The organism is Halomonas campaniensis, from assembly GCF_014193375.1.
In the GTDB taxonomy this organism is placed as follows: domain Bacteria; phylum Pseudomonadota; class Gammaproteobacteria; order Pseudomonadales; family Halomonadaceae; genus Halomonas; species Halomonas campaniensis.
The window spans coordinates 49,378-70,875 of the sequence record NZ_JACHZF010000006.1 but is presented as its reverse complement, the minus strand read 5'-3'; the positions used below and the strand labels follow the sequence as shown (position 1 = coordinate 70,875).

Below are 21,498 nucleotides of genomic sequence, written 5' to 3'. Positions count from 1 at the left end.
GCGATGGGCTCGCCACCGGATCCGGCCGTGGAGGGGCTCGAGGTCTACTGCGTGGGCGGGGCGGTACGCGATGCGCGGCTCGGCTGGCCGGTCTACGACCACGACTGGGTGGTGGTGGGGGCCACGCCCGAGGAGATGCGCCGACGCGGCTTCCGGCCGGTGGGGCGCGACTTCCCGGTCTTCCTGCACCCCGAGAGCCATGAGGAGTACGCCCTGGCGCGTACCGAGCGCAAGGCCGGCCACGGCTATACCGGCTTCGAGGTGCACGCCAGCCCCGAGGTGACCCTGGAGGAGGACCTGGCGCGCCGGGACCTGACCCTCAACGCCATGGCCGAGACCCCCGAGGGGGAGCTGATCGATCCCTATGGCGGCCTGGCCGACCTGGCGTCCCGGCGGCTTCGTCACGTCTCGCCGGCCTTCGTCGAGGATCCGCTGCGGGTGCTGCGGACCGCTCGCTTCCTGGCCCGCTATGCCGGGCTCGGCTTCACCATCGCCGAGGAGACCCGGGCCCTGATGGCCGAACTCGCCGCCAGCGGCGAGCTCACCCACCTGGTGGCCGAACGGGTCTGGACCGAGACCGAGAAGGCGCTCTCGGAGCCCTGGCCCGAGGTCTACTTCCAGGCGCTGGACGAGTGCGGGGCCCTGGCGGTGCTGATGCCGGAACTGGTTGCCGATCGCGAGGCCCTCGACGAGGCGCTGGCCCGGCTGCACCGGCTGCCGGAGGAGATCGATGCCTCGGCCACGGTGCGCTGGCGCTGGGCACGGCTGGTCGAGCACCTGGACGAGTCGGCGCGAAGCGCCCTGGCCGAGCGGCTGCGGCTGCCCAGGGCCCACGTCGCCCTGGCTCGCCAGGCGGCCCTGACCCGAGCCCTGCGCGAGGAGGCCGAGGCGCAGGCGCCGGACGGGGCGCGGGTGCTGGCCTGGCTGGACGCCGTCGATGCCTGGCGCCGCGGCGAGCGGGTCGCCCCGCTGCTCAGCCTGGTCAGCCTGGATGCGCCGGCGCTGGCCGAGGACCTGGCGCTGGCCTGGCGGCTGGCCGCCCAGGTGCTGCCCAGGGCGCTGGTGGAGGAGGGGTTCCAGGGGCGGGCGCTGGGCGACGAGCTCGCCCGGCGCCGCCGGGCGGCCATCGATGCCGCCCTTCAGGGAGACTAGGAGCCTGTCGGATTTGACCGATCGTAGCGAGAGATTCGGATTTCGAGACAAGTTTATCGATCTGATGAGGCGAATAGCCCGCTATTTAACGAGTCAGATCGAATGAAATTGGCCGAAAGACCGGATCTCGCAGTAGATCAGCGTTAAGTCCGATAGGCTCCTAGGCGCGGGAGACCTGCCGGCCGGCCCAGTGGAAGTCCACCGCCCAGAGCTGCTGGTCGACGTCATCGAATGCCGCCCAGTGGTCGCGATAGGTCCTGCCGCTCAGGGGGTGGCGCGCCTCGGGCAGCAGCTCCGCCAGGGGCTGGAGCACGAAGGCGTGGTGAAGGATCTCGTCCCGCGGAAGCTCGACGCCGTCCTGGTCACCGGTCAGCTCGCCCACGGTGAGCAGGTCGATGTCCAGGGTGCGGGGGCTGAACTTGGGGCTTCCCTGGCGGCGGCCGTTGGCGTATTCGAGCCGTTTGCACCAGGCCTGCAGTTCTCCCACCGGCCAGTCGCTGTCGAACGCCACCACCAGGTTGTAGAAGTTGCGCCCGTCCTCGAAGCCCACCGGCTCGCTCTCGAACACCCGCGAGATCGCCAGGTCGCCGAAGGCGGCCGCCAGGGCGTCGAGGCAGGCTCGCACGTGATGCTCGCGCTCGATATTGCTGCCGATGCTGACCGTCACCCGCGCCATCAGGTCGCCTCCGGTCGCGTGCCGCGCTCGATACGCACCCCCACCGCCGCGGCCGCGGATACGGCGCCGGGCTTGCGCACGGTCAGCCGCAGCCAGGCGATGCCGAACGCCTGGCGCAGGGTGTCGGCGAGGCGTTCGGCAAAGGTCTCCACCAGGGCGAAGTCATGGCGGGCAGCGAAGTCGGCAATGTGCTCGCTGATGGCGGCGTAGTCCAGTGTCAGGGCGATGTCGTCGTCGGCCGCCGCGGGGCGAATGTCGGTCGCGAGTTCCAGGTCGAGCACCAGGCGCTGGGTGATGGTGCGCTCCCAGTCGTAGACGCCGATCACGGTGTCGACGCCGAGGGCCTCGATCAGCACTAGATCCATGGGGATGGTTCCGGGCATGAGAGTGGGCATGGTCCTCCGGGCGGTGCGCCGCGCCGGGCCAGTTGGCGCCGATTGTACGCGAGCCGTGCGGCGGGGGACACCGTGTCGGATCGCGCCATGGCTGGGCAGCCCCCCGTGGCGGCTGGCAGAATGAGCTCTTCCCGATCACAGGAGGGCCGGCCGTGGAGGCGCCACTCGACCTGATCCTGCCGCTGATGGCGCTGGGCTATCTCAGTGGCAGCTGGCTGGGCGCGCTGACGGTCTGCCGATTGGCCGGGGTGGGGGATCCCCGCCTGGCCGGCTCCTGCAACCCCGGCTTCTCCAACGTGCTGCGGCTTCACGGCCGGCGCCTGGCGCTGGCTACCCTGCTGGTCGATGCCGTCAAGGGCATGCCGGTGCTCGGCCTGGCCATGCTGCTTGCGCTGCCGCCCTGGGCCCAGGGGCTGGTCGGCCTGGCCGTGCTGCTGGGCCACAGCTACCCGGCCTGGCACCGTTTCCGGGGGGGCAAGGCGGTGGCCAGCGCCTTCGGCGTGATGCTGGTGCTGACCCCCGGCGTGGCGCTGGTGTGCGCCACCCTCTGGGTGCTGCTCGCCTGGCGCATGCGCACCGCCGCCATCGCCTCCCTGGCCAGCGCCGCCGCCGCCCCCCTGGCCAGCCTGTGGCTGGCGCCGGACTACGTCATCGTGGTGATCGGCTTCACCCTGCTGGTGCTGGTGCGCCACGTGCTCAACATCCAGCGCCTCGGCCGCGGCGACGAGCCGGGGCTCTAGGGTGCCTGCAGCGTATCCATCGGCCAGCGCGGAACCGCCTTCATCACGCCGATCTCGTCACGCTCGCCGGCCAGCAGGCGTTGCGCGCCCACATAGGCGATCATGGCGCCGTTGTCGGTGCAGAAGCGTCCGCGGGGGTAGTAGGCCCGGGCGTCGCGCTTCTCGCACTCGCGCTCCAGTCGCTCGCGCAGCCGCGTGTTGGCGCTGACCCCGCCGGCCACCACCAGGCGCTTGAGCCCGGTCTGGTCCAGGGCGCGGCGGCACTTGATCACCAGGGTGTCCACCACCGCTTCCTCGAAGGCGCGGGCCACGTCGGCCCGGGCCGTCTCGTCCAGCGAGCCCTCCGCCTCCAGCGCCCGGATGGCGGTGAGGGTGTGGGTCTTGAGGCCCGAGAAGCTGAAGTCCAGTCCCGGGCGGTCGGTCATCGGGCGCGGGAAGCGGAAGCGCTGCGGGTCACCGCCCTCGGCCAGCTTCGCCACCTGGGGGCCGCCGGGGTAGTCCAGGCCGAGCATCTTGGCCGCCTTGTCGAAGGCCTCCCCGGCGGCATCGTCCACGGACTCGCCGAGCAGGGTGTACCGGCCGAGGCCGCGAACCTCGACCAGCTGGGTATGGCCGCCCGACACCAGCAGGGCCACGAAGGGAAAGGCCGGCGGGTTCTCCTCCAGCATGGGGGCCAGCAGGTGGCCCTCCATGTGGTGCACCCCGAGCACCGGGATCCCCAGGGCGCGAGCCATGCCGTGGGCCGTGGCCGCGCCCACCATCAGCGCGCCCACCAGGCCGGGCCCGGCGGTGTAGGCGATGGCGTCGAGGTCGGTGCGGGCCAGGCCTGCCTCGTCGAGTACCTGCTGGATCAGCGGCAGCAGCCGGCGGGTATGGTCGCGGGAGGCCAGTTCCGGCACCACGCCGCCGTATTCGGCATGCATGGCAATCTGGCTGTAGAGCGCATCGGCCACGAGGCCGCGCTCGCTGTCGAAGAGGGCGACGCCGGTCTCGTCGCAGGAGGTCTCGATGCCCAGTACGCGCATGGTGTCGGCTCGTCAGCGTGCGGAAGTCAGCCGGCATTCTACGTGGTTCGGAGGTGGAAAGCATTTGCAAAGGCCCCGGGGCGCGACTAGACTACTGTGCGCTGCAAGACTGGGTCGTGCACCCAGGTGGCGATTATCCGCATGACACCGACTCGCCCTGCTCGCCAGACGAGATACGGGCCGTCGGTCGTTGTCGCGGCAGCTGCCACCCGCAGGGGTGTGCGTACTAACCGAACTCTAGTTACCTAAGGTAGGTGAGTGCTTAATGCCTTCTGTCAAAGTACGTGATAACGAGCCGTTTGACGTCGCGCTGCGTCGCTTCAAGCGTTCCTGTGAAAAAGCCGGTGTTCTCTCCGAAGTGCGTCGTCGCGAGCACTACGAGAAGCCGACCGCAGAGCGCAAGCGCAAGGCGGCCGCTGCCGTCAAGCGCCACGCCAAGAAGCTTCAGCGCGAGCGCAAGCGTTTCGAACGGCTCTATTGATCCGTACTGGAGACGGCCGGGGCCTCGGGCCCGGGCGGTCTCAAGAGGGACGCCAAGCGGCCGCCATCCGGTGGCCGCTTGTTTTTTCCGGGCCGGCGGTGCCCCGCGCCGGCGGCCCAGACGTCGCATCGCTTCCGTGAGGTGATCCCGCGACATGGCCGGACCGATACCCCAGCGCTTCATCGATGACCTGCTTGCCCGCGTCGACGTGGTCGAGGTGGTGGGCGAGCGGGTCAAGCTGAAGAAGGCCGGACGCAACTATTCCGGCCTCTGCCCGTTCCACCAGGAGAAGACGCCGTCGTTCACCGTCAGCGCCGACAAGCAGTTCTATCACTGCTTCGGCTGTGGCGCCCACGGCAATGCCCTGCGCTTCCTGATGGAGTACGACAAGCTGCGCTTCCCCGAGGCCGTCGAGCAGCTGGCCGGTCGGCTCGGCCTGGAGGTGCCCCGCGAGGGCGCCGACGACCCGCGGGCCCAGGCCCGCGAGCGCAAGCGGAAGGAGGGCGTCAACCTGCTGGAGCTGTCGGCCGCCTTCTTCCGCGAGCGTTTGAAGATGCCGGAAGGCGAGGGGGCCCGGGAGTACCTGGCACGTCGTGGCCTCTCCCCCGAGGTGCAGCAGGTGTTTGGCATCGGCTACGCCCCGGACGAGTGGGAGGCGCTCAAGCGCCACCTCGGCGAGCGCGGCATCGGCGAGGCGGTACAGGTGGAGTATGGGCTGCTGGTGCATCGCGAGGAGAGCGGGCGCACCTACGACCGCTTCCGCGACCGGGTGATGTTTCCGATCCGCGACATCAAGGGGCGTACCATCGCCTTCGGTGGCCGGGTGCTGGGCGATGCCAAGCCCAAGTACCTCAACTCGCCGGAGACCCCGGTGTTTCACAAGGGGCGCGAGCTCTACGGCCTCTACGAGGCGCGCCAGGCGGACCACCGGCTCGAGCGCCTGGTGATCGTCGAAGGCTACATGGACGTGGTGGCCCTGGCGCAGTTCGGCATCCGCAACGCCGTGGCCACCCTGGGTACTTCCACCAGCGAGGAGCACCTGACCCGGCTGTTCCGCCTGGTCAGCGAGGTGGTGTTCTGCTTCGACGGTGACCGTGCCGGCCGTCAGGCGGCCACCCGGGCCCTGGAGACGGTGCTGCCGCTGATGATCGACGGGCGCCAGGCGCGCTTCCTGTTCCTGCCCGAGGGCGAGGACCCGGACACCCTGGTGCGCCGCGAGGGGCCCGAGGCGTTCGAGGACCGGATCACCTGCGCCAGCCCGCTGTCGGAGTTCCTCTTCGACCAGGCGGCGGCCGGGCGCGACCTGGCCAGGGTCGAGGATCGCGAGCGCTACGCCAGCCAGGTGCTGGCCGCGCTCGGGAAGCTGCCGGAGGGCGTGCTGAAATCGCTGATGCTCAGTGAACTCTCGCGTCGCACCGGCGTCGACCAGTCAAGCTTCGCCGCGCTGATGGCGCAGTCGGCGCCACCTCCCGCCGAGCCGGCGTTCGTGCCGGACGGTGGCGACGGGATGCCGGACCCGGAGAGGCCCCCGCCTCGCGGGGAGCGATCCGGGTCGCCGGTCGGGCCGGGGCCTGGCTCGCTGAGCCTGGTGGCGCGGGCCCTGCAGCTGCTGGTCCACGAGCCGTCGCTGGTGGAACGGCTGCCTGAAGAGGAGGCGTGGTGCCCGGAGGAGGATCCCGATGGGCGGCTATGCCGCGAGGTGGTCCGCCTGCTGCGAGCCGGACGCTATCGCAGCGCTCAGGTGCTGCTGGCGCACTTCCACGGCAGTCCGGAGGGGGAGCGGCTGGCGGCGCTGGCGCGGCGCGAGCTGCTCATTCCCAGGTCGGCCAGGGGGGCCGAACTGGATGGCCTGGTCGCGCATTTCAGTCGCCATCGGCAGCGCCGCTCTCCCCAGGAGGAGATCGATGCCCTGCTGGCCAGGGAGAAGGCCGGGGAGCGGCTGTCGCGGGAGGAGAAGCAGCGGCTGATGGCACTGCTCACCGAACTGCACGGCTGACCGGAAGGTCAAAAATGCACCATCCTCGTTGGCACCGAGGTTGATTTTTCTCCTACCATCACCATATAGGGGGAATCGCCCGGCACCGGCGTAACCTGACAACCTAACACACCTGAGTGACCGCGCAAATAGATCGAACTGGCAGAAAGGTGCTTTCTGCCGCTATACTGTTCGGCTTCACGAGTTTTCTCCACCCAGCGCTTCAGGTGCTTCATTCTTCTTCGTCGAGATAGGGTTTCTATGGCTGGAAATGCGCAGCAGCAGTCACGTCTGAAGGAGTTGATCGCGCGCGGCAAGGAACAGGGCTACCTGACCTATGCCGAGGTCAACGACCATCTACCCGAGGATATCGCCGACCCCGATCAGGTGGAAGACATCATCGGCATGATCAACGACATGGGTATCAGTGTCGTCGAGGAGGCCCCCGATGAAGACACCCTGATGATGTCGGATCACTCCACGGACGAGTCTGCCGCCGAGGAAGCCGTGGCGGCCCTGGCGGCGGTGGAGAGCGACGTCGGTCGCACCACCGATCCGGTGCGCATGTACATGCGCGAGATGGGCACGGTGGAGCTGCTGACCCGTGAGGGCGAGATCGAGATCGCCAAGCGGATCGAGGAGGGCACCCGCGAGGTGATGTCCGCGCTCGCCTACCTGCCCGGTGCGGTCGAGTCGATCCTCGATGCCTACGACACCACCCAGGACGAGGAGGCGCCCGGCCGTCTCTCCGACCTCTTCTCCGGCTTCATCGACCCCGACGAGGGCATTCCGGGCGTGGCCGAGGCCGAGGTGCCCGAGCCCGAGGTCAGCGATGACCTCGACGAGGACGGCGACGGCTCCGACGACGAGGAGGAGGACGATTCCACCAGCAACGAGGGTGGCCCGGATCCGGAAGAGGCCCGTGCGCGCTTCGAGCAGATCCGCGAGCAGAATGCCGCGGCCCAGGCCGCCATCGCCGCCCACGGACGCCACTCCCGGGAGGCCCAGGACGAGTTGGCGCGCCTGGCCGAGCTGTTCTCGCCGATCAAGCTGGTGCCCAAGCACTTCGAGCGCCTGGTCAACCAGGTGCGCATCAGCGTCGAGCAGGTGCGCGCCCAGGAGAAGGCGGTGATGCAGCTGTGCGTCAAGAAGGCGCGCATCCCGCGCAAGACCTTCATCAAGGCCTTCCCGGGCAGCGAGTCCGACCCCGAGTGGCTGACCCGCTTCGCCGCCGACCATCCCAAGTATGCCGACCGCCTCGAGCCGCTGCGCGCCGACATCGCCCGTGCCCAGCGCAAGATCGCCTTCGAGGAGGAGATGGTTCGCCTGCCGGTCACCGAGATCAAGGAGGTCAACCGCCGCCTCTCCATCGGCGAGGCCAAGGCGCGCCGGGCCAAGAAGGAGATGGTCGAGGCCAACCTGCGCCTGGTGATCTCCATCGCCAAGAAGTACACCAACCGCGGCCTGCAGTTCCTGGACCTGATCCAGGAGGGCAACATCGGCCTGATGAAGGCGGTGGACAAGTTCGAATACCGTCGCGGCTACAAGTTCTCCACCTACGCCACCTGGTGGATCCGCCAGGCGATCACCCGCTCCATCGCCGACCAGGCCCGCACCATCCGCATCCCGGTGCACATGATCGAGACCATCAACAAGCTCAACCGGGTCTCCCGACAGATGCTCCAGGAGATGGGCCGCGAGCCCACCCCCGAGGAGCTCGGCGAGCGGCTCGAGATGCCCGAGGACAAGGTGCGCAAGGTGCTCAAGATCGCCAAGGAGCCGATCTCCATGGAGACGCCCATCGGTGACGATGACGACTCCCACCTGGGCGACTTCATCGAGGACGGCACCATGATCCTGCCCCTCGACTCGGCCACCGGCGAGGGCCTGATCGAGGCGACCCGCAATGTGCTCGGCGGGCTGACCGCCCGCGAGGCCAAGGTGCTGCGCATGCGCTTCGGCATCGACATGAACACCGACCACACCCTCGAGGAGGTCGGCAAGCAGTTCGACGTCACCCGCGAGCGGATCCGCCAGATCGAGGCCAAGGCGCTGCGCAAGCTGCGCCACCCCAGCCGCTCCGAGCCGCTGCGCTCCTTCCTCGACGAGTAGTCACGTCCGTCGGCCCAGGGCCGCGGCAAATGACAAGCCCCCGCAGGCAGTGCCTGCGGGGGCTTTCTTCCTTGTTGCGGCGGCGAATTGACGCCGGCGCGCGTCAGCCGGCGCGGCGGGCCAGGGCCCAGCGACGGGCCAGCAGGGTCAGCTCGATCACGGCGATGAGGATCAGCGCATAGCCGAGCAGCTCCACCACCTCCTCGGCGGCATCCTTGAAGGTGCGCACATAGCGTTCGGCGAGAATCGCCTCCCACAGGGCACTGCGGCCGTAGAGGCGCGAGAAGACGTAGGTGGTCAGGAAGCCGGCGGCGAACAAGCCGAAGGAGAAGCTGTTGGCGTAGCTGGCGAACTCTTCCACGAAGCGCTGGCGCTCACGGATCACCCGGAAGAGCATCGGCAGGATGATCAGCGTCACCAGCAACTGCCAGGCGCCGTCGAAGACGTAGGTGTCCAGATGGACATCCTGCTCGCGGACCAGGGAACTCGCCACGAAGGCAAGCAGCAGCAGGCTCACCTGTGGCAGTTCGCGCAGCCCGACCCTCACGTAGAGCAGCAGCAGCGTCGAGAGCGCCAGCACGGCCGTCTGGGCGAGCTCGGTGAAGCCGGACTCCGAGAAGCGCACCTCGGGGAAGTGCAGCGCCTCGACGTAGACGCCCTGGGCCAGGGCGGCGATGAGCAGGATGTAGAGCGTGGCGCGTAGGCAGGTGGCACGAAAGCTGATCGGCCAGGGGTGGCCGGGCGGCAGGTAGGGGGGCATGGGAGGCGGCGATTCCAATGGAGACATTCAGTAGCGTATGTCATTGTACCGTCATGCCCACGCCTTGCCCATCCTCCGACCCCCGGTGGCGTGCTGGATCGGTCCTGCCTGTCCCGCGGTGCCTCGGTCAAAAGCCTTGCACATCAATTCGATGGGGCGCCGGGGTGGGAGGCCCTGCCTCGGCAGGGCGATTTTGTTTGCAAACTACTGAAAACTCGGGCTCTACACCATTGGTCGAGTTCGACCCTCACGCCTATTGCCGACTGCCGCCGAGTCCTCTAGCTTACGTTAACGTAAAGTGCTGAGGGTCGCCCTGCTACCGCAGCGCCGCCCCTGCCGCTCCCGATGCCGGAATGGCCAGAACAACGACAACGGCACACAACAACGACAACCGCATCAACGGCGGATCGCCCGATGGTGATCCCGAGAGGACGTCACATGACCCAGGAGTTCATCCTCGAGACTCGGGGGTTGACCAAGGAATTCCGCGGCTTCACCGCCGTGGACGATGTCAACCTGCAGGTCCAGGAGGGGCATATCCATGCCCTGATCGGCCCCAACGGGGCGGGCAAGACCACGGTCTTCAACCTGCTCACCAAGTTCCTGCCGCCGACCCGCGGCGAGATCCTCTACCGCGGCAAGCCGATCACCGGCATGAAGGCCAACGAGATCGCCCGCCTGGGCCTGGTGCGCTCCTTCCAGATCTCCGCGGTGTTCGGCCACATGACCGCCATGGAGAACGTGCGCGTGGCGCTGCAGCGTCCCATGGGCACCTCCTTCCACTTCTGGAAGTCCGAGCGCACCCTCGACCACCTCAACGACCGCGCCATCGAGCTGCTCGAGGAGGTGGGGCTGCGCGAGTACGCCGACGTGCTCACCGTGGAGATGCCCTACGGGCGCAAGCGGGCGCTGGAGGTGGCCACCACCCTGGCCATGGACCCCACCATGATGCTGCTCGACGAGCCGACCCAGGGCATGGGCGCCGAGGACGTCGACCGCATCGTCGAGCTGATCCGCCGCGTGGCCCGCGGGCGCACCGTGCTGATGGTGGAGCACAACCTCAGCGTGGTCAGCCGGCTGTGCGACCGCATCACCGTGCTGGCCCGCGGCGCGGTGCTGGCCGAGGGCGACTACGCCACGGTCTCCGCCGACCCGCGGGTCAAGGAGGCCTACATGGGCAGCGAAGCGGCGGAAGAGGAGGCCAGCGCATGAACCAGCCAGCCGAGAGCCTGATGGAGTACCAGGACCGCGACGGCGCCGAGATGCTGCGCGTGCGCGACCTGCACGCCTTCTACGGCGAGTCGCACATCCTCCACGGCGTCGACTTCGACGTGAAGCGCGGGGAGCTGGTGACGCTGCTGGGGCGCAACGGCGCCGGGCGCAGCACCACCCTCAAGGCGATCATGAACATGGTCGGCCGGCGCACCGGCTCGATCATGATCAACGGCACCGAGACGCTGGGCATGCCGGCGCACCGTATCCCGCGGCTGGGGATCGGCTACTGCCCCGAGGAGCGCGGGATCTTCGCCAGCCTCGACGTCGAAGAGAACCTGCTGCTGCCGCCCACGGTGCGCTCCGGCGGGATGTCCATCGACGAGATCTACGAGATGTTCCCCAACCTCTACGAGCGTCGGCGCAGCCAAGGCACGCGGCTCTCCGGGGGCGAGCAGCAGATGCTGGCCATGGCGCGGATCCTGCGCACCGGGGCGCGGCTGCTGCTGCTCGACGAGATCACCGAGGGGCTGGCACCGGTCATCGTCCAGGCGCTGGGCCAGGTGCTGGTCAAGCTCAAGGAACGCGGCATGACCATCGTGCTGGTGGAGCAGAACTTCCGCTTCGCCGCCCCGCTGGCCGACCGCCACTTCGTGATGGACCACGGCCTGATCGTCGAGGAGATCTCGGCGGCCGAGCTGCCGAGCAAGCGCGAGCACCTGCACACCCTGCTCGGCGTCTGAGCCGGCTCGGTCACGCAGATTCACTACCGGCAACAACAACAAGAGCCCCGCTTCGGGGCGAGGAGACCCACATGACCTTCATCAAGAAGACCCTCACCAGCAGCATCGCCCTGGCCGCGGCCACCCTGATGGCCACCGGCGCCCAGGCCGAGATGAGCGACGGCGAGATCCGTATCGGCTACCTGGCCGACATGTCCGGCACCTATCGTGACCTGGCCGGTCCGGGCGGCCTCGAGGCGCTGCGCATGGCGGTCGAGGACGTCGGCGGCAGCATCAACGGCGCGCCGATCGAGGTCTTCAGCGCCGACGACCGCAACAGCGCCGACGTGGGCGCCAACACCGTGCGCGAGTGGTTCGATACCCGCAACGTCGACCTGGTGGCCGGCCTGGTGGCCTCGTCGGTGACCATCGCCGCGACCCGGGTGATCGAGGAGAACAACGGCCTGGGCATCGTCTCCGGCTCCGCTGCCTCCAGCATCACCAACGAGCACTGCACCCCGAACCATATCCACTGGGTCTATGACACCTATCCGCTGGCCAACGGCACCGCCAAGGCGATCGTCGATCAGGGCGGCGACACCTGGTTCATGCTGACCGCCGACTACGCCTTCGGCCACGCCCTGGAAGGCGACGTGACCCGGGTGGTCGAGGAAAATGGCGGCGAGGTGGTGGGCGGCGTGCGTCACCCGTTCCCGACCGACGACTTCTCCTCCTACATCCTCCAGGCCCAGGGCTCGGGCGCCAAGATCATCGGCCTGGCCAATGCCGGCGCCGATACCGTCAACGCCATCAACACCGCCAGCCAGTTCGGCGTGGTCCAGTCGGGGCAGCAGCTCGCCGGCCTGCTGGTGTTCCTGAATGACGTCTATGCCATGGGCCTGGAGACCACCCAGGGCCTGCTGCTGACCACCGGCTGGTACTGGAACATGGACGAGGAGGCCCGCGAGTGGGCCGAGCGCTACTACGAGCGCGTCGGGCGCATGCCGACCATGGTCCAGGCCGGCATCTACTCCAGCACCAAGCACTACCTGGATACCGTGGCCGAACTGGGCACCGACGATCCGGTGGCGGTGCGTGCGGCCCTGGGCGAGAAGCCGATCAACGACTTCTTCTCACGCAACGGTCGCGTCCGCGAGGATGGCCGCATGGTCCACGACATGTTCCTGGCCGAGGTGAAGTCGCCGGAGGCCTCCGAGCATGAGTGGGACCTCTACGAGATCCTCGCCACCATTCCCGCCGAAGAGGCCTATCGTCCGCTCTCCGAGAGCCAGTGCCAGCTGGTCCAGAACTGAAGCGTGCACGACCCGGCGGCGGCTGCGGCCGCCGCCCCTCTGACGGGAGATTCCTGACATGACGATGATATTCGGGGTGCCCCTGGCAGTGTTCATGGGGCAGCTGCTGCTGGGCCTGATCAACGGCGCCTTCTACGCCCTGCTGAGCCTGGGCCTGGCGGTGATCTTCGGCCTGCTGAAGATCGTCAACTTCGCCCACGGCGCCATGTATATGCTGGGGGCCTTCGCCACCCTGCTGGGCATGCGCTACCTGGGCATCAATTACTGGGCGGCGCTGCTGCTCGCGCCGCTGGTGGTGGGCCTGTTCGGCATGCTGCTCGAGCGGACCATGCTGCGGCGCATCGCCCACCTGGATCACCTCTACGGCCTGCTGCTGACCTTCGGCCTGGCGCTGATCTTCGAGGGGACCCTGGTCAACTTCTTCGGCGTCTCCGGGGCTCGCTACCCGACTCCCGAGGCGCTGCAGGGCGGCTTCCAGACGGGCTTCATGTTCCTGCCCACCTACCGTGCCTGGGTGTTGGTGGCGGCCATCGTGGTGTGCTTCTTCACCTGGTACATGATCGAGCGCACCCGGCTCGGCGCCTACCTGCGTGCCGGCACCGAGAACCCGGCGCTGATGCAGGCCTTCGGCGTCAACGTGCCGCTGCTGATCACCCTGACCTACGGCTTCGGCGTGGCGCTGGCCGCCTTCGCCGGGGTGCTGGCCGCACCGCTCTACCCGGTATCGCCCACCATGGGCTCCAACCTCTTGATCGTGGTCTTCGCCGTGGTGGTGATCGGCGGCATGGGCTCGATCCTGGGGGCCGTGCTCACCGGGCTGGGCATGGGCCTGATCGAGGGCCTGACCAAGGTGTACTATCCCGAGGCGGCCAACACCGTGATCTTCCTGGTGATGATCCTGGTGCTGCTGACCCGACCCGCCGGCCTGTTCGGCAAGGAGGCATGACCATGTCTGCGACCCAGACCCTGACGCCGTCCATGAAGCGCCAGCGCCGTGCCGACATGCGCCGCAACGTCTTCTACCTGGTGCTGATCGGCATCGGCCTGGTGGCCCCGTTCGTGGCCTACCCGGTGTTCCTGATGAAGGTGCTGTGCTTTGCGCTGTTCGCCTGCGCCTTCAACCTGCTGCTCGGCTATGCGGGGCTGCTCTCCTTCGGCCACGCCGCCTTCCTGGCCATCGGCGGCTATGTCACCGGCTACCTGCTGTCGAGCCACCCGGCGCTCACGCCGGAGCTGGGCATCCTCGCCGGCACCCTGGCCGCCGTGGCGCTGGGCGCGGTGTTCGGCGCCCTGTCGATTCGCCGCCAGGGCATCTACTTCGCCATGGTGACCCTGGCGCTGGCGCAGCTGGTGTTCTTCGTCTTCGTCCAGTCGCCCTTCACCGGCGGCGAGGACGGTCTGCACGGGGTGCCGCGGGGCGACCTGTTCGGCGTGATCAGCCTGCGCAGCAACCTGGCGATGTACTACTTCGTGTTCGCCATCTTCCTGTTCGGCTTCGCGATCATCCAGCGTGCCGTGCACTCGCCCTATGGCCAGGTGCTCAAGGCGATCCGCGAGAACGAGCCGCGGGCGGTCTCGCTGGGCTACAACGTCGACGCCTACAAGTGGGTGGCCTTCGTGCTCTCCGCGGGCCTGGCCGGCCTTGCCGGCTCCACCAAGACGGTGGTGTTCCAGCTCGCCTCGCTGACCGACGCCCACTGGCACATGTCCGGCGAGGTGATCCTGATGACCCTGCTGGGCGGAGTGGGCACCCTGTTCGGTCCGGTGGTGGGGGCCGGCATCGTGGTCAGCCTGCAGCACCTGCTGGCCCAGTCGCCGCTGGGCAACTGGGTGGGACCGATCCTCGGGGTGATCTTCGTGATCTGCGTGCTGAGCTTCCGCAGTGGCATCGTTGGCGAGATCCTCAAGTCCTACCGCAAGAACTTCAAGTAGGCGGACCGCTCGCTGGCGATTCCGGTATGCCAAACGGTGAAGGCGCCCCCTGGGGCGCCTTCGTCGTGTAGGACCTGTCATGCTTCGGCCTGTACTAGAGGATGCCCTTGGCCTTGGCCGTATGGATGGCAATGGCATCCATCAGGGGCGGCGAGAGGCAGTCATAGGGTTCCAGCTTCATCTCCTTCAGCCTGCCACGCACCTTGTCCATGTTCTCCGGGTTGGCACCGGACTCGATGATCGATGACACGAAGGCCGCAAACTCCGGTGCGGCCCAGCCGTCATCGTCGGAGAGCTCGGTATGGATGAAGTCCAGTCCGTGGAAGGGGTGGTCGGTATTCTCGATGCGGCCGAACATGTGAACCCCGCACGCCTTGCAGGCGTGCCGCTGGATGGTGGCCGAGGGATCGACGATCTCCAGCTTCTCCTCATGGGCCGTGACGCTGAGGCTGTCGCGGGGAACCACGGCCACCATGGAGAAGAGGGCACCCTCCGGCTTCCAGCACTTGGTACAGCCGCACACGTGATTGTGGGCGCACTGGGAGGTGACGCTGACCTCGACCCGGTCGCTCGCGCAGTGGCAATGCAGGGTGCCGCCGCTGAAGCTGTCGCTGCCGGCCTTCAGGCCGCCATCCACCGCGGGGTGAATCCGGACGCTGGCGTTCGGTGTTGCCGGGGTGCTCGCTGCGACGGAGGGAGCCGCCGAGGTGTCCCGGGGCTGGCTGGCTGCGGTGGAGGGTGCGCTCTGCCCCCCGAACCAGCGCTTCAGGGTATCCATCAGGCTCATGGGCTTGCGCTCCTCGTTCAGACTCAGTCGTGTCAGCATGGTCGTTCACCTCGTGTGGCCATTGTTGTTATCGCATTGGCTCCAGGGAACTGGGGCGTGCACTGCTGTCAGTCTAGGTGGCGCCGCGAGGGGGGATTGTCCCTAGGGAACACTAGTGCGTTCCTGTCAGGCAATGGCGGGGAGGGGGGCGTGTGGTACCACCAGTGGCGGGGAAGGGCGGCGTCCGCCAGGGCGCGGGCCTGCAGGGCCAGGTCGTCGACGCCGAGCCCTGCCAGCACCGTCAGCTCCGCTTCCCAGGGGGCTAGCCAGCCCTCCGGTTCGTCGGGGCCGCGGTGCCGCCGCAGGACCTGCCAGATGCGCTCGATGGCTTCCCGGTGGGTCTCGGGCACCCCGTATCGAGCCAGCATGCCACGCTTGAGGCGCGCCAGTTCGGTCGCGTCCGGCCGAGCCAGTGTCTCGCTGCGCCGGACGAGGAAGTCCTCGATCGCCCGCCGCAGCTCGGTCACGCTGGCCCAGGGGGACTGCACCACATAGCCGAGCCTGGGCCAGCCCGCGGCCTCGCGATAGCGTACCGCCGCCACATAGCCGAAGCCATGGCGCTGGCGCATCTCATGATGGAAGGCGGCGTCGTGGCAGGCGGCCAGCAGCTTGAGCACCCAGCGGCTGCGTGGACTGGCGTCGGCGCCCCTCACCTCCAGCATCACCGCACGCTCCTCGCCCTGAGGGGGCAGCCAGGACTCGCCATCCGCCTCCACCCTGGCGGCCGCCGCCTGGGTAGTGCCGGCCGGCGCCGCCAGGAGGTCGGCGAAACGCTCCGCGTCCTGCACGACTTCCCGGGGGCAAAGCTCGCCGCTGGCCCAGCCGAGCAGGTGCGGGGCGGGCTCGCCGACGGCAGGCCCGGTCTCCAGCTGTTGCAGCAGGGCCCTGGCGAGCAGACCCTGCGCCGGTGCGTCCTCGTGATGATCGCCGGGTTCCGTCGACCAGGCGGCCAGCGCTTGCGCCACCAGGGAGACGATCCGTCGGGGATTGCCCCGGGCCATGAGCCAGTCGCCATCGGCATCCGAGGCCAGGTCCAGGCTGAGCCCCTGGGCGGCGGCGGCCTGGCGCAGCGCGAGGGTGCGTCGATGCCAGCGCCTGAGCCGCTCCTCGTGGCCGCTCGGGTCGGCGGCCCAGCCCAGGCACCAGGTGGCGTCGCCTGTGGGGAGCGGCCAGGCCGGCCCGCCCCACCAGAGCGTGAGGCGGGTGTCGCGGCGAAGGCATCCCGGGCTGGCCCTCCCGGCCGGCGGTGGTTCGGGTGCTGGCCCGGGGGAGAGCGGCAGGGGTGGGGGAAGGTGCCCCGGCGAGCTGGACCCGGGAGACTCGACAGGCAAGGCGAGCGGGCCCCAGTGGGTCCCCGTCTCATCCAGGGTCGACCAGGAGTCACTTGCGTCCGGGGCGCATCGCCACAGGACGCGGCATCGGTCACCGGCAAGCCAGGGGGCCAGTGGCGTGGCGTCGGCTGGCGAGGCGGGATCGGTGGCGAGCCGGCACGCCCGGCGACGCGGCCAGGCATCCAGGTCGATGGGCGTCGGGGCAGGTGGCGGTAGCCGCTCCTCGAGGGCGTGCCCCGGCGCCTGCCGGCACACCGCCAGCAGGGCCGCCAGGTCGGGCACCGGCGCCTCCAGCGACAGGCGCATGGCCAGGGCGGCGCCGGTACCCTCGGGGGCCAGGTCGACGGCGAGGTCCTGCAGCTTGGTGGTGGCCTGCAGCCGGGCCGCCAGCTGGCCATCGGCCAGTCGCGCCGCCAGGGCGGTGAGCTGGCGCTGTCCGGCTCGGGCGACGGCGTCGGGAAGCGGCCAGATCAGCTCCAGCAGCGTGCCGCCATCGGGAGGCGGTGGCGTCGGTGGGCACCAGGCCAGCGCGGCGGGGTCGCGCCAGCGCCAGACGCGGGGGGGCTGGGCGCCGCCTCCCGAAGGCAGCCGGGCGCCGTGGCGCGCCAGCAGGGCGAGCTGCTCCTCCAGGGGCAGCGGGCCCAGCATCGCCAGAGCCATCCGTTCGCTGCGATAGTGGCGACGATGGAAGGCGGCAAGCCTGGCCGCGAGCGCCCGGGGTGTGCCGCCGAGGGTGCCGCGGTGACCGGCATGACAGAGCCGGGCAGGGTGGTCGGGGCGGAAGAACCGACCCAGGGCGGCGAGGCGATGCAGGGCCGGGTCGGCCAGCCGCGCCCGAAACTCCGCGTCGAGGACGGCAACCTCCCGGGCGAGGCGTTCGGCGTCGAGGCGCGGTTGGCCGAGCAGGTCGATGAGTCGCTGCAGCCCCTCGTCGGCGGCCTCCGGCGGCAGGTGGAGATGGACGTCGGTGACGCTCTCGTCGGTGTGGGCGTTGTAGCGGCCACCCTGCTCGCCGATCCAGGCGGCGAACTCGCCCTCGGCGGGGGCGCGGGCGGAGCCGAGGAAGAGCCCGTGCTCGAGCAGGTGGGCGAGCCCTCGGCAGTCGGCAGGCTCGTCGAGATAGCCGACGCTCACCGCGCCCACCAGGCGCAGCTGCCGGGCCTCGGTAACCTCCGCCGCCACTATCCTCAGGCCGTTGGACAGGCGGCGAATGGCGCAGCGACTGCCGGGGGGCAATCCCGCCTCCAGCAGGGCCTCCTCCGGATCATCGGCCGACACCGCCTCGTTCATGAGCGGCAGAAGACCCGCGACTCGTGGACGTTGCGCGGTATCAGTTCCCCGACCGTGCCGACGCCACCTTCGGCCTCACGGCGGGCCGCCTCTATCAGGTGGTGATCAGGGGAGAGCGAGCAGACCGGGTCGGTGGCGGCAGGATCGCCGGTCAGCAGGTAGGCCTGGCAGCGACAGCCGCCGACGTCGCGATGGCGCTCGTCGCAGCTTCGGCAGGGTTCCTGCATCCAGGCATCGCCGCGGTAGCGGTTGAAGGCCTCGCTGTCGTACCAGATCTCGCGCAGCGGCCTGTCGCGGACGCTGGGAAAGGTCATCGGCAGCAACCTGGCACTGTGGCAGGGCAGGACGGCCCCGTCCGGGGCCACGGTCATGAAGATCGAGCCCCAGCCCCCCATGCAGGCCTTGGGTCGATCGTTGTAGTAGTCGGGCACCACGAACAGCAGGTCCATGGCACGGCCCTTCTCGGCGAGCCGCTCCCGCCAGCGGACGGTGGTCGCCTCCGCGGCCTCGAGCTGCTCGCGGCTCGGCAGCAGCCCCGCCCGATTGAGATGGGCCCAGCCGTAGAGCTGGCAGTTGGCCAGTTCCACGGCATCGGCCCCGAGCTCGTCGCACAGGGCGATGATGGCATCGAGCTGGTCGATGTTATGGCGGTGCAGCACCACGTTGAGCACCATGGGGTAGCCGGCGGCCTTCACCGCCCGGGCCATGGCCAGCTTCCTGGCATGCGCCTTGGGGGAGCCGGCCACCGCCGCGGCCACGTCGGGGTCGGAGGCCTGCAGGCTGATCTGGATATGGTCGAGCCCGGCATCGCGCAGGGCGGCGATGCGTGCCTCGTCGAGGCCCTGGGCCGAGGTGATCAGGTTGGTATAGAAACCGAGCCGGCGGGCCTCGGCCACCAGCTGCTCCAGGTCCTGGCGCACCAGGGGCTCCCCCCCGGAGAAGCCCAGCTGCACGGCGCCCATCTCGCGGGCCTGGGCCAGGAGGTCGAGCCACTCCTCGGTGGACAGCTCCTCCCTTACACCTGCGAAATCCAGCGGGTTGGAGCAGTAGGCACACTGCAGGGGGCAGCGGTAGGTGAGCTCGGCGAGCAGCCACAGCGGCGCCCCGCTGTGGGCGTTGATGGCGGCGGTATCGGAGCGGTCAGTCATGCTGGATCCATCCCTGTTGTGCGGCCTCGACGAGGAAGTCGTGGACGTCCTGGCCGATGGCCCCTGCCGGTGCCTCGGGATAGCGTGCCTCGAGGAGGCCGATCACGGCCTCCACATCGCGCTGGCCGTCGAGCTCGCCGAGGATGGCGCCGGCGGTGTCGTTGAGCTGCACCATGCCCTCGGGATAGAGCAGCACATGGCGCTGCTGGGCCTCTTCCCACTGCAGGCGCCAGCCCGGGCGCAGGCGGCAGACACTGGTCCCGCGTATCGCGGCCGCCATCACGACACCCCCCGATGGTAGACCCGCTGGTCGGTGACGGTGTGGTAGGGCGGTCGGCCGAGCTGGTAGGCCAGGGTCATGGCATCGAGCATCGACCACAGCACGTCGAGCTTGAACTGCAGGATCTCCAGGGCACGATCCTGGGCCACCCGGGTGGTACAGACGGCCAGGGCCACCTCGAGCCCGTGTTCCACGTCCCGTCGCGCCTCGGTGAGCCGCTTGCGGAAGTAGCCGTAGCCGGCCGCGTCGATCCAGGGATAGTGGGTCGGCCAGGTCGCCAGGCGACTGCGGTGGGCCTCCGGGGCAAAGAGCTCGGTGAGCGAGGAGATCGCTGCCTCGCGCCAGTCCGCGCGGCGCACGAAGTTGACGTAGGCATCCACCGCGAAGCGCACTCCCGGCAGGACATGCTCCTGGGACCAGAGCTCGTCGCGGGAGAGTCCTACGGCCTCGCCCAGGGTCAGCCAGGCCTCGATGCCGCCGCCGTCGGCGTCATGGCCATCGTGGTCGAGCAGGCGCTGGATCCAGCGGCGGCGGAAGGCGGCATCCGGGCAGTTGGCCAGCAGGGCGGCGTCCTTCTGGGGGATGTTGATCTGGTAATAGAAGCGGTTGGCCACCCAGCCGCGGATCTGTTCCGGGGTGGCGCGTCCCTCGGCCATGTCGACCTGATAGGGGTGGTGGATGTGGTAGTAGGCGCCCTTGGCCATCAGGGCCTCGCGGAAGTCAGGCGGGCTCATGGCCTCTTCCTGGGCTGACGTCGACGCGATGCGAGTCATGCGGGACTCCTTCTGATGGGCCTGATCGGGCCAGGCCCCTTGCTGCGTGAGACGGCGGGAATGACCCGAGGGTTCACACCTTCAGGCGCATGCCGTCGTGGGCCACCTCGATGCCTGCCGCGGTCAGGGTGGCATGCTCCTCGGAGCGCTCATCGAGAATCGGGTTGGTGTTGTTGATATGGATAAGAACCCGGCGGGTCGCCGCCGGCAGGGCACCGAGCTCCTCCAGCAGCCCATCCTCGCCGGCCAGTGCCAGATGGCCCATGTCTCGCCCGGTCGCCTGCCCGACGCCGGCCCGGATCAGCTCGTCGTCGTGCCACAGGGTGCCATCCACCAGCACGCAGTCGGCCCGGGCCAGGTAGCCTCGCACCCGGTCGTCCAGCTGGCCGAGGCCCGGGGCATAGAAGAGTCGCGTCCCCTGGCGCCTGTCCTCGATCAGCAGGCCGATGTTGTCGCCCGGCGTGGGCGCTCCTCGCCGCGGCGAGTAGGGCGGGGCATTGCTGGTCAGGGACACGGCGGTGAAGCTCAGCCCCGGGCAGGCCGGCACCTCGAAGGTGGCCTCCAGGTGAGCCTCGTCGATCCCGATGGACTGCCAGGCCAGGCCGCCCTGCCAGTGCTCTAGCATCGGGAAGAGCGGGAAGCCGCTGCTCAGGTCCTGATGGACGTTGGGCGTGCACCAGACGTCGAGCGGGCACCCCTCGCGCAACGACAGCAGCCCGGTGACGTGGTCGATCTGGCCATCGACCAGCAGGACGGCGGCGACGCCGCTGTCCCGAGGCACCTTCCGGGGGTGAAGTTCAGGGTTCGCCGCCAGCTGGGTGCGGATGTCGGGAGAGGCATTGCAGAGCAGCCAGCGCTCACCGTCGCTGCTGATGGCAATCGAGGACTGGGTGCGCGGCCTGGCGGCGAGCTCCCCGCGGCGCACGCCGAGACAGAGGCGACAGTTGCAGTTCCACTGCGGAAAGCCGCCCCCCGCCGCGGCGCCAAGCACCAATACCTGCATGTCACTCTCCCCGGTCCGGGTCGGCCTGCCGGCGCAGGCGCAAAGAAAAGGCCGACGCACCCTGGGGCGACGTCAGCCGTGTCGGTAGCACCTTCCGATGAAGGTCAGCGATTGGAAATGTACAGCGTCACCTCGAAGCCGAGGCGTAGATCCTGATAGGCAGGCTTGGTCCACATGGGGGGTCCTCCTCGCGTGGCAGATGGGGTCTTGTTGTCCTCCACCCCTCATTGAAGCATGCCCGGCGAGATCTGCCTTGCGACCAAGGTCGAAGACTGCCGGGAGGAGAGCTGACACCGCGTCCCCGAGCCGTCGATGCTCCGTCACCAGGCGCCCCAGCAGGGATGAGGTGGCT

22 protein-coding genes are annotated in these 21,498 nt (G+C 69.1%); 10 read left to right on the top strand and 12 right to left on the bottom strand.

Going from position 1 to position 21,498, the window contains the following annotated elements; translation table 11 throughout:
* The first annotated feature begins 3 nt into the window (after nucleotides 1–3).
* Nucleotides 4–1,152, top strand: a complete 1,149-nt coding sequence (locus tag BDK63_RS05035; RefSeq protein WP_183330278.1) for a tRNA nucleotidyltransferase/poly(A) polymerase-related protein — start codon at nucleotides 4–6, stop codon at nucleotides 1,150–1,152.
* Between the two features lie 160 nt (nucleotides 1,153–1,312).
* Here BDK63_RS05035 and folK read toward each other — a convergent pair whose 3' ends face one another.
* Both folK and folB read right to left on the bottom strand, forming a co-directional pair.
* On the bottom strand, nucleotides 1,313–1,828 hold the full coding sequence (folK, locus tag BDK63_RS05030; protein WP_183330277.1) for a 2-amino-4-hydroxy-6-hydroxymethyldihydropteridine diphosphokinase: 516 nt from the start codon (nucleotides 1,826–1,828) through the stop codon (nucleotides 1,313–1,315).
* Entirely contained in the window at nucleotides 1,828–2,193 is a 366-nt protein-coding gene (gene folB, locus BDK63_RS05025) for a dihydroneopterin aldolase (protein ID WP_183330276.1), read from the bottom strand. The genes folK and folB overlap by 1 nt, the downstream gene beginning before the upstream one ends.
* 182 nt (nucleotides 2,194–2,375) lie before the next feature.
* Here folB and plsY point away from each other — a divergent pair, with 182 nt between their 5' ends.
* The gene (gene plsY / locus BDK63_RS05020; RefSeq protein ID WP_425485932.1) at nucleotides 2,376–2,963 is read left to right on the top strand and encodes a glycerol-3-phosphate 1-O-acyltransferase PlsY; all 588 of its coding nucleotides are present in this window, start codon (nucleotides 2,376–2,378) and stop codon (nucleotides 2,961–2,963) included.
* Here plsY and tsaD read toward each other — a convergent pair.
* On the bottom strand, nucleotides 2,960–3,988 hold the full coding sequence (gene tsaD / locus BDK63_RS05015) for a tRNA (adenosine(37)-N6)-threonylcarbamoyltransferase complex transferase subunit TsaD (protein WP_183330275.1): 1,029 nt from the start codon (nucleotides 3,986–3,988) through the stop codon (nucleotides 2,960–2,962). The genes plsY and tsaD overlap by 4 nt on opposite strands.
* A gap of 265 nt (nucleotides 3,989–4,253) precedes the next feature.
* Here tsaD and rpsU point away from each other — a divergent pair, with 265 nt between their 5' ends.
* Together rpsU and dnaG are read left to right on the top strand one after the other, a co-directional pair.
* Nucleotides 4,254–4,469 carry a 30S ribosomal protein S21 gene (rpsU, locus tag BDK63_RS05010; protein ID WP_016416934.1) on the top strand — a complete coding sequence of 72 codons (216 nt, stop codon included), beginning with the start codon at nucleotides 4,254–4,256 and terminating at the stop codon, nucleotides 4,467–4,469.
* A gap of 154 nt (nucleotides 4,470–4,623) precedes the next feature.
* A complete protein-coding gene (dnaG, locus tag BDK63_RS05005) occupies nucleotides 4,624–6,465 on the top strand; it encodes a DNA primase (RefSeq protein WP_183330274.1) in 1,842 nt (613 codons plus the stop codon).
* An 8-nt stretch (nucleotides 6,466–6,473) separates the two neighbouring features.
* Here the strand turns inward: dnaG and BDK63_RS05000 are convergent, their stop codons facing one another.
* Complete coding sequence (locus tag BDK63_RS05000; protein ID WP_183330273.1) at nucleotides 6,474–6,680, bottom strand: hypothetical protein; 207 nt, start codon at nucleotides 6,678–6,680, stop codon at nucleotides 6,474–6,476.
* Nucleotides 6,681–6,705: 25 nt separating this feature from the next.
* On the opposite strand from BDK63_RS05000, the gene rpoD reads away from it, so the two are divergent.
* Nucleotides 6,706–8,556, top strand: coding sequence for an RNA polymerase sigma factor RpoD (gene rpoD, locus BDK63_RS04995; protein WP_183330272.1), 1,851 nt, complete (start codon nucleotides 6,706–6,708; stop codon nucleotides 8,554–8,556).
* 103 nt (nucleotides 8,557–8,659) lie between these two features.
* Here rpoD and BDK63_RS04990 read toward each other — a convergent pair whose 3' ends face one another.
* Nucleotides 8,660–9,316: a hypothetical protein gene (locus BDK63_RS04990; protein WP_183330271.1), complete on the bottom strand. Its 657-nt coding sequence runs from the start codon at nucleotides 9,314–9,316 to the stop codon at nucleotides 8,660–8,662.
* Between the two features lie 438 nt (nucleotides 9,317–9,754).
* On the opposite strand from BDK63_RS04990, the gene BDK63_RS04985 reads away from it, so the two are divergent.
* The 5 genes from BDK63_RS04985 to BDK63_RS04965 all read left to right on the top strand — a co-directional run bounded on the left by BDK63_RS04985 (nucleotide 9,755) and on the right by BDK63_RS04965 (nucleotide 14,495).
* Nucleotides 9,755–10,528: an ABC transporter ATP-binding protein gene (locus BDK63_RS04985; protein ID WP_183330270.1), complete on the top strand. Its 774-nt coding sequence runs from the start codon at nucleotides 9,755–9,757 to the stop codon at nucleotides 10,526–10,528.
* The gene (locus tag BDK63_RS04980; protein ID WP_221202524.1) at nucleotides 10,525–11,271 is read left to right on the top strand and encodes an ABC transporter ATP-binding protein; all 747 of its coding nucleotides are present in this window, start codon (nucleotides 10,525–10,527) and stop codon (nucleotides 11,269–11,271) included. The genes BDK63_RS04985 and BDK63_RS04980 overlap by 4 nt, the downstream gene beginning before the upstream one ends.
* A gap of 71 nt (nucleotides 11,272–11,342) precedes the next feature.
* Entirely contained in the window at nucleotides 11,343–12,563 is a 1,221-nt protein-coding gene (locus BDK63_RS04975; RefSeq protein WP_183330269.1) for an ABC transporter substrate-binding protein, read from the top strand.
* A gap of 58 nt (nucleotides 12,564–12,621) precedes the next feature.
* Nucleotides 12,622–13,509, top strand: coding sequence for a branched-chain amino acid ABC transporter permease (locus BDK63_RS04970; protein WP_183330268.1), 888 nt, complete (start codon nucleotides 12,622–12,624; stop codon nucleotides 13,507–13,509).
* A 2-nt stretch (nucleotides 13,510–13,511) separates the two neighbouring features.
* A complete protein-coding gene (locus BDK63_RS04965; protein WP_183330267.1) occupies nucleotides 13,512–14,495 on the top strand; it encodes a branched-chain amino acid ABC transporter permease in 984 nt (327 codons plus the stop codon).
* A 94-nt stretch (nucleotides 14,496–14,589) separates the two neighbouring features.
* On the opposite strand, the gene gfa is transcribed toward BDK63_RS04965, so the two are convergent.
* From gfa to pqqA, 7 genes are all read right to left on the bottom strand, one after another.
* Nucleotides 14,590–15,321 carry an S-(hydroxymethyl)glutathione synthase gene (gene gfa, locus BDK63_RS04960; RefSeq protein ID WP_246385836.1) on the bottom strand — a complete coding sequence of 244 codons (732 nt, stop codon included), beginning with the start codon at nucleotides 15,319–15,321 and terminating at the stop codon, nucleotides 14,590–14,592.
* A 68-nt stretch (nucleotides 15,322–15,389) separates the two neighbouring features.
* The gene (locus BDK63_RS04955; protein ID WP_183330266.1) at nucleotides 15,390–17,942 is read right to left on the bottom strand and encodes an insulinase family protein; all 2,553 of its coding nucleotides are present in this window, start codon (nucleotides 17,940–17,942) and stop codon (nucleotides 15,390–15,392) included.
* The gene (gene pqqE, locus BDK63_RS04950) at nucleotides 17,939–19,090 is read right to left on the bottom strand and encodes a pyrroloquinoline quinone biosynthesis protein PqqE (protein ID WP_183330265.1); all 1,152 of its coding nucleotides are present in this window, start codon (nucleotides 19,088–19,090) and stop codon (nucleotides 17,939–17,941) included. The genes BDK63_RS04955 and pqqE overlap by 4 nt, the downstream gene beginning before the upstream one ends.
* Nucleotides 19,083–19,370, bottom strand: coding sequence for a pyrroloquinoline quinone biosynthesis peptide chaperone PqqD (pqqD, locus tag BDK63_RS04945; protein WP_183330264.1), 288 nt, complete (start codon nucleotides 19,368–19,370; stop codon nucleotides 19,083–19,085). The genes pqqE and pqqD overlap by 8 nt, the downstream gene beginning before the upstream one ends.
* Entirely contained in the window at nucleotides 19,370–20,143 is a 774-nt protein-coding gene (gene pqqC / locus BDK63_RS04940) for a pyrroloquinoline-quinone synthase PqqC (protein WP_183330263.1), read from the bottom strand. The genes pqqD and pqqC overlap by 1 nt, the downstream gene beginning before the upstream one ends.
* Before the next feature lie 73 nt (nucleotides 20,144–20,216).
* Nucleotides 20,217–21,146: a pyrroloquinoline quinone biosynthesis protein PqqB gene (pqqB, locus tag BDK63_RS04935; RefSeq protein WP_183330262.1), complete on the bottom strand. Its 930-nt coding sequence runs from the start codon at nucleotides 21,144–21,146 to the stop codon at nucleotides 20,217–20,219.
* A gap of 104 nt (nucleotides 21,147–21,250) precedes the next feature.
* Entirely contained in the window at nucleotides 21,251–21,322 is a 72-nt protein-coding gene (gene pqqA, locus BDK63_RS04930; RefSeq protein ID WP_119023712.1) for a pyrroloquinoline quinone precursor peptide PqqA, read from the bottom strand.
* Nucleotides 21,323–21,498: the final 176 nt, after the last annotated feature.

Coding starts and splice junctions, on each gene's coding strand:
- BDK63_RS04955 (WP_183330266.1), bottom strand. CDS start 17,942: ATGAACGAGGCGGTGTCGGCCGATGATCCGGAGGAGGCCCTGCTGGAG.
- BDK63_RS04985 (WP_183330270.1), top strand. CDS start 9,755: ATGACCCAGGAGTTCATCCTCGAGACTCGGGGGTTGACCAAGGAATTC.
- tsaD (WP_183330275.1), bottom strand. CDS start 3,988: ATGCGCGTACTGGGCATCGAGACCTCCTGCGACGAGACCGGCGTCGCC.
- BDK63_RS05035 (WP_183330278.1), top strand. CDS start 4: ATGGGCTCGCCACCGGATCCGGCCGTGGAGGGGCTCGAGGTCTACTGC.
- pqqE (WP_183330265.1), bottom strand. CDS start 19,090: ATGACTGACCGCTCCGATACCGCCGCCATCAACGCCCACAGCGGGGCG.
- rpsU (WP_016416934.1), top strand. CDS start 4,254: ATGCCTTCTGTCAAAGTACGTGATAACGAGCCGTTTGACGTCGCGCTG.
- pqqC (WP_183330263.1), bottom strand. CDS start 20,143: ATGACTCGCATCGCGTCGACGTCAGCCCAGGAAGAGGCCATGAGCCCG.
- rpoD (WP_183330272.1), top strand. CDS start 6,706: ATGGCTGGAAATGCGCAGCAGCAGTCACGTCTGAAGGAGTTGATCGCG.
- BDK63_RS04965 (WP_183330267.1), top strand. CDS start 13,512: ATGTCTGCGACCCAGACCCTGACGCCGTCCATGAAGCGCCAGCGCCGT.
- folK (WP_183330277.1), bottom strand. CDS start 1,828: ATGGCGCGGGTGACGGTCAGCATCGGCAGCAATATCGAGCGCGAGCAT.
- folB (WP_183330276.1), bottom strand. CDS start 2,193: ATGGATCTAGTGCTGATCGAGGCCCTCGGCGTCGACACCGTGATCGGC.
- BDK63_RS04975 (WP_183330269.1), top strand. CDS start 11,343: ATGACCTTCATCAAGAAGACCCTCACCAGCAGCATCGCCCTGGCCGCG.
- pqqD (WP_183330264.1), bottom strand. CDS start 19,370: ATGGCGGCCGCGATACGCGGGACCAGTGTCTGCCGCCTGCGCCCGGGC.
- BDK63_RS04970 (WP_183330268.1), top strand. CDS start 12,622: ATGACGATGATATTCGGGGTGCCCCTGGCAGTGTTCATGGGGCAGCTG.
- BDK63_RS04980 (WP_221202524.1), top strand. CDS start 10,525: ATGAACCAGCCAGCCGAGAGCCTGATGGAGTACCAGGACCGCGACGGC.
- gfa (WP_246385836.1), bottom strand. CDS start 15,321: ATGCTGACACGACTGAGTCTGAACGAGGAGCGCAAGCCCATGAGCCTG.
- BDK63_RS05000 (WP_183330273.1), bottom strand. CDS start 6,680: ATGAAGCACCTGAAGCGCTGGGTGGAGAAAACTCGTGAAGCCGAACAG.
- dnaG (WP_183330274.1), top strand. CDS start 4,624: ATGGCCGGACCGATACCCCAGCGCTTCATCGATGACCTGCTTGCCCGC.
- pqqB (WP_183330262.1), bottom strand. CDS start 21,146: ATGCAGGTATTGGTGCTTGGCGCCGCGGCGGGGGGCGGCTTTCCGCAG.
- BDK63_RS04990 (WP_183330271.1), bottom strand. CDS start 9,316: ATGCCCCCCTACCTGCCGCCCGGCCACCCCTGGCCGATCAGCTTTCGT.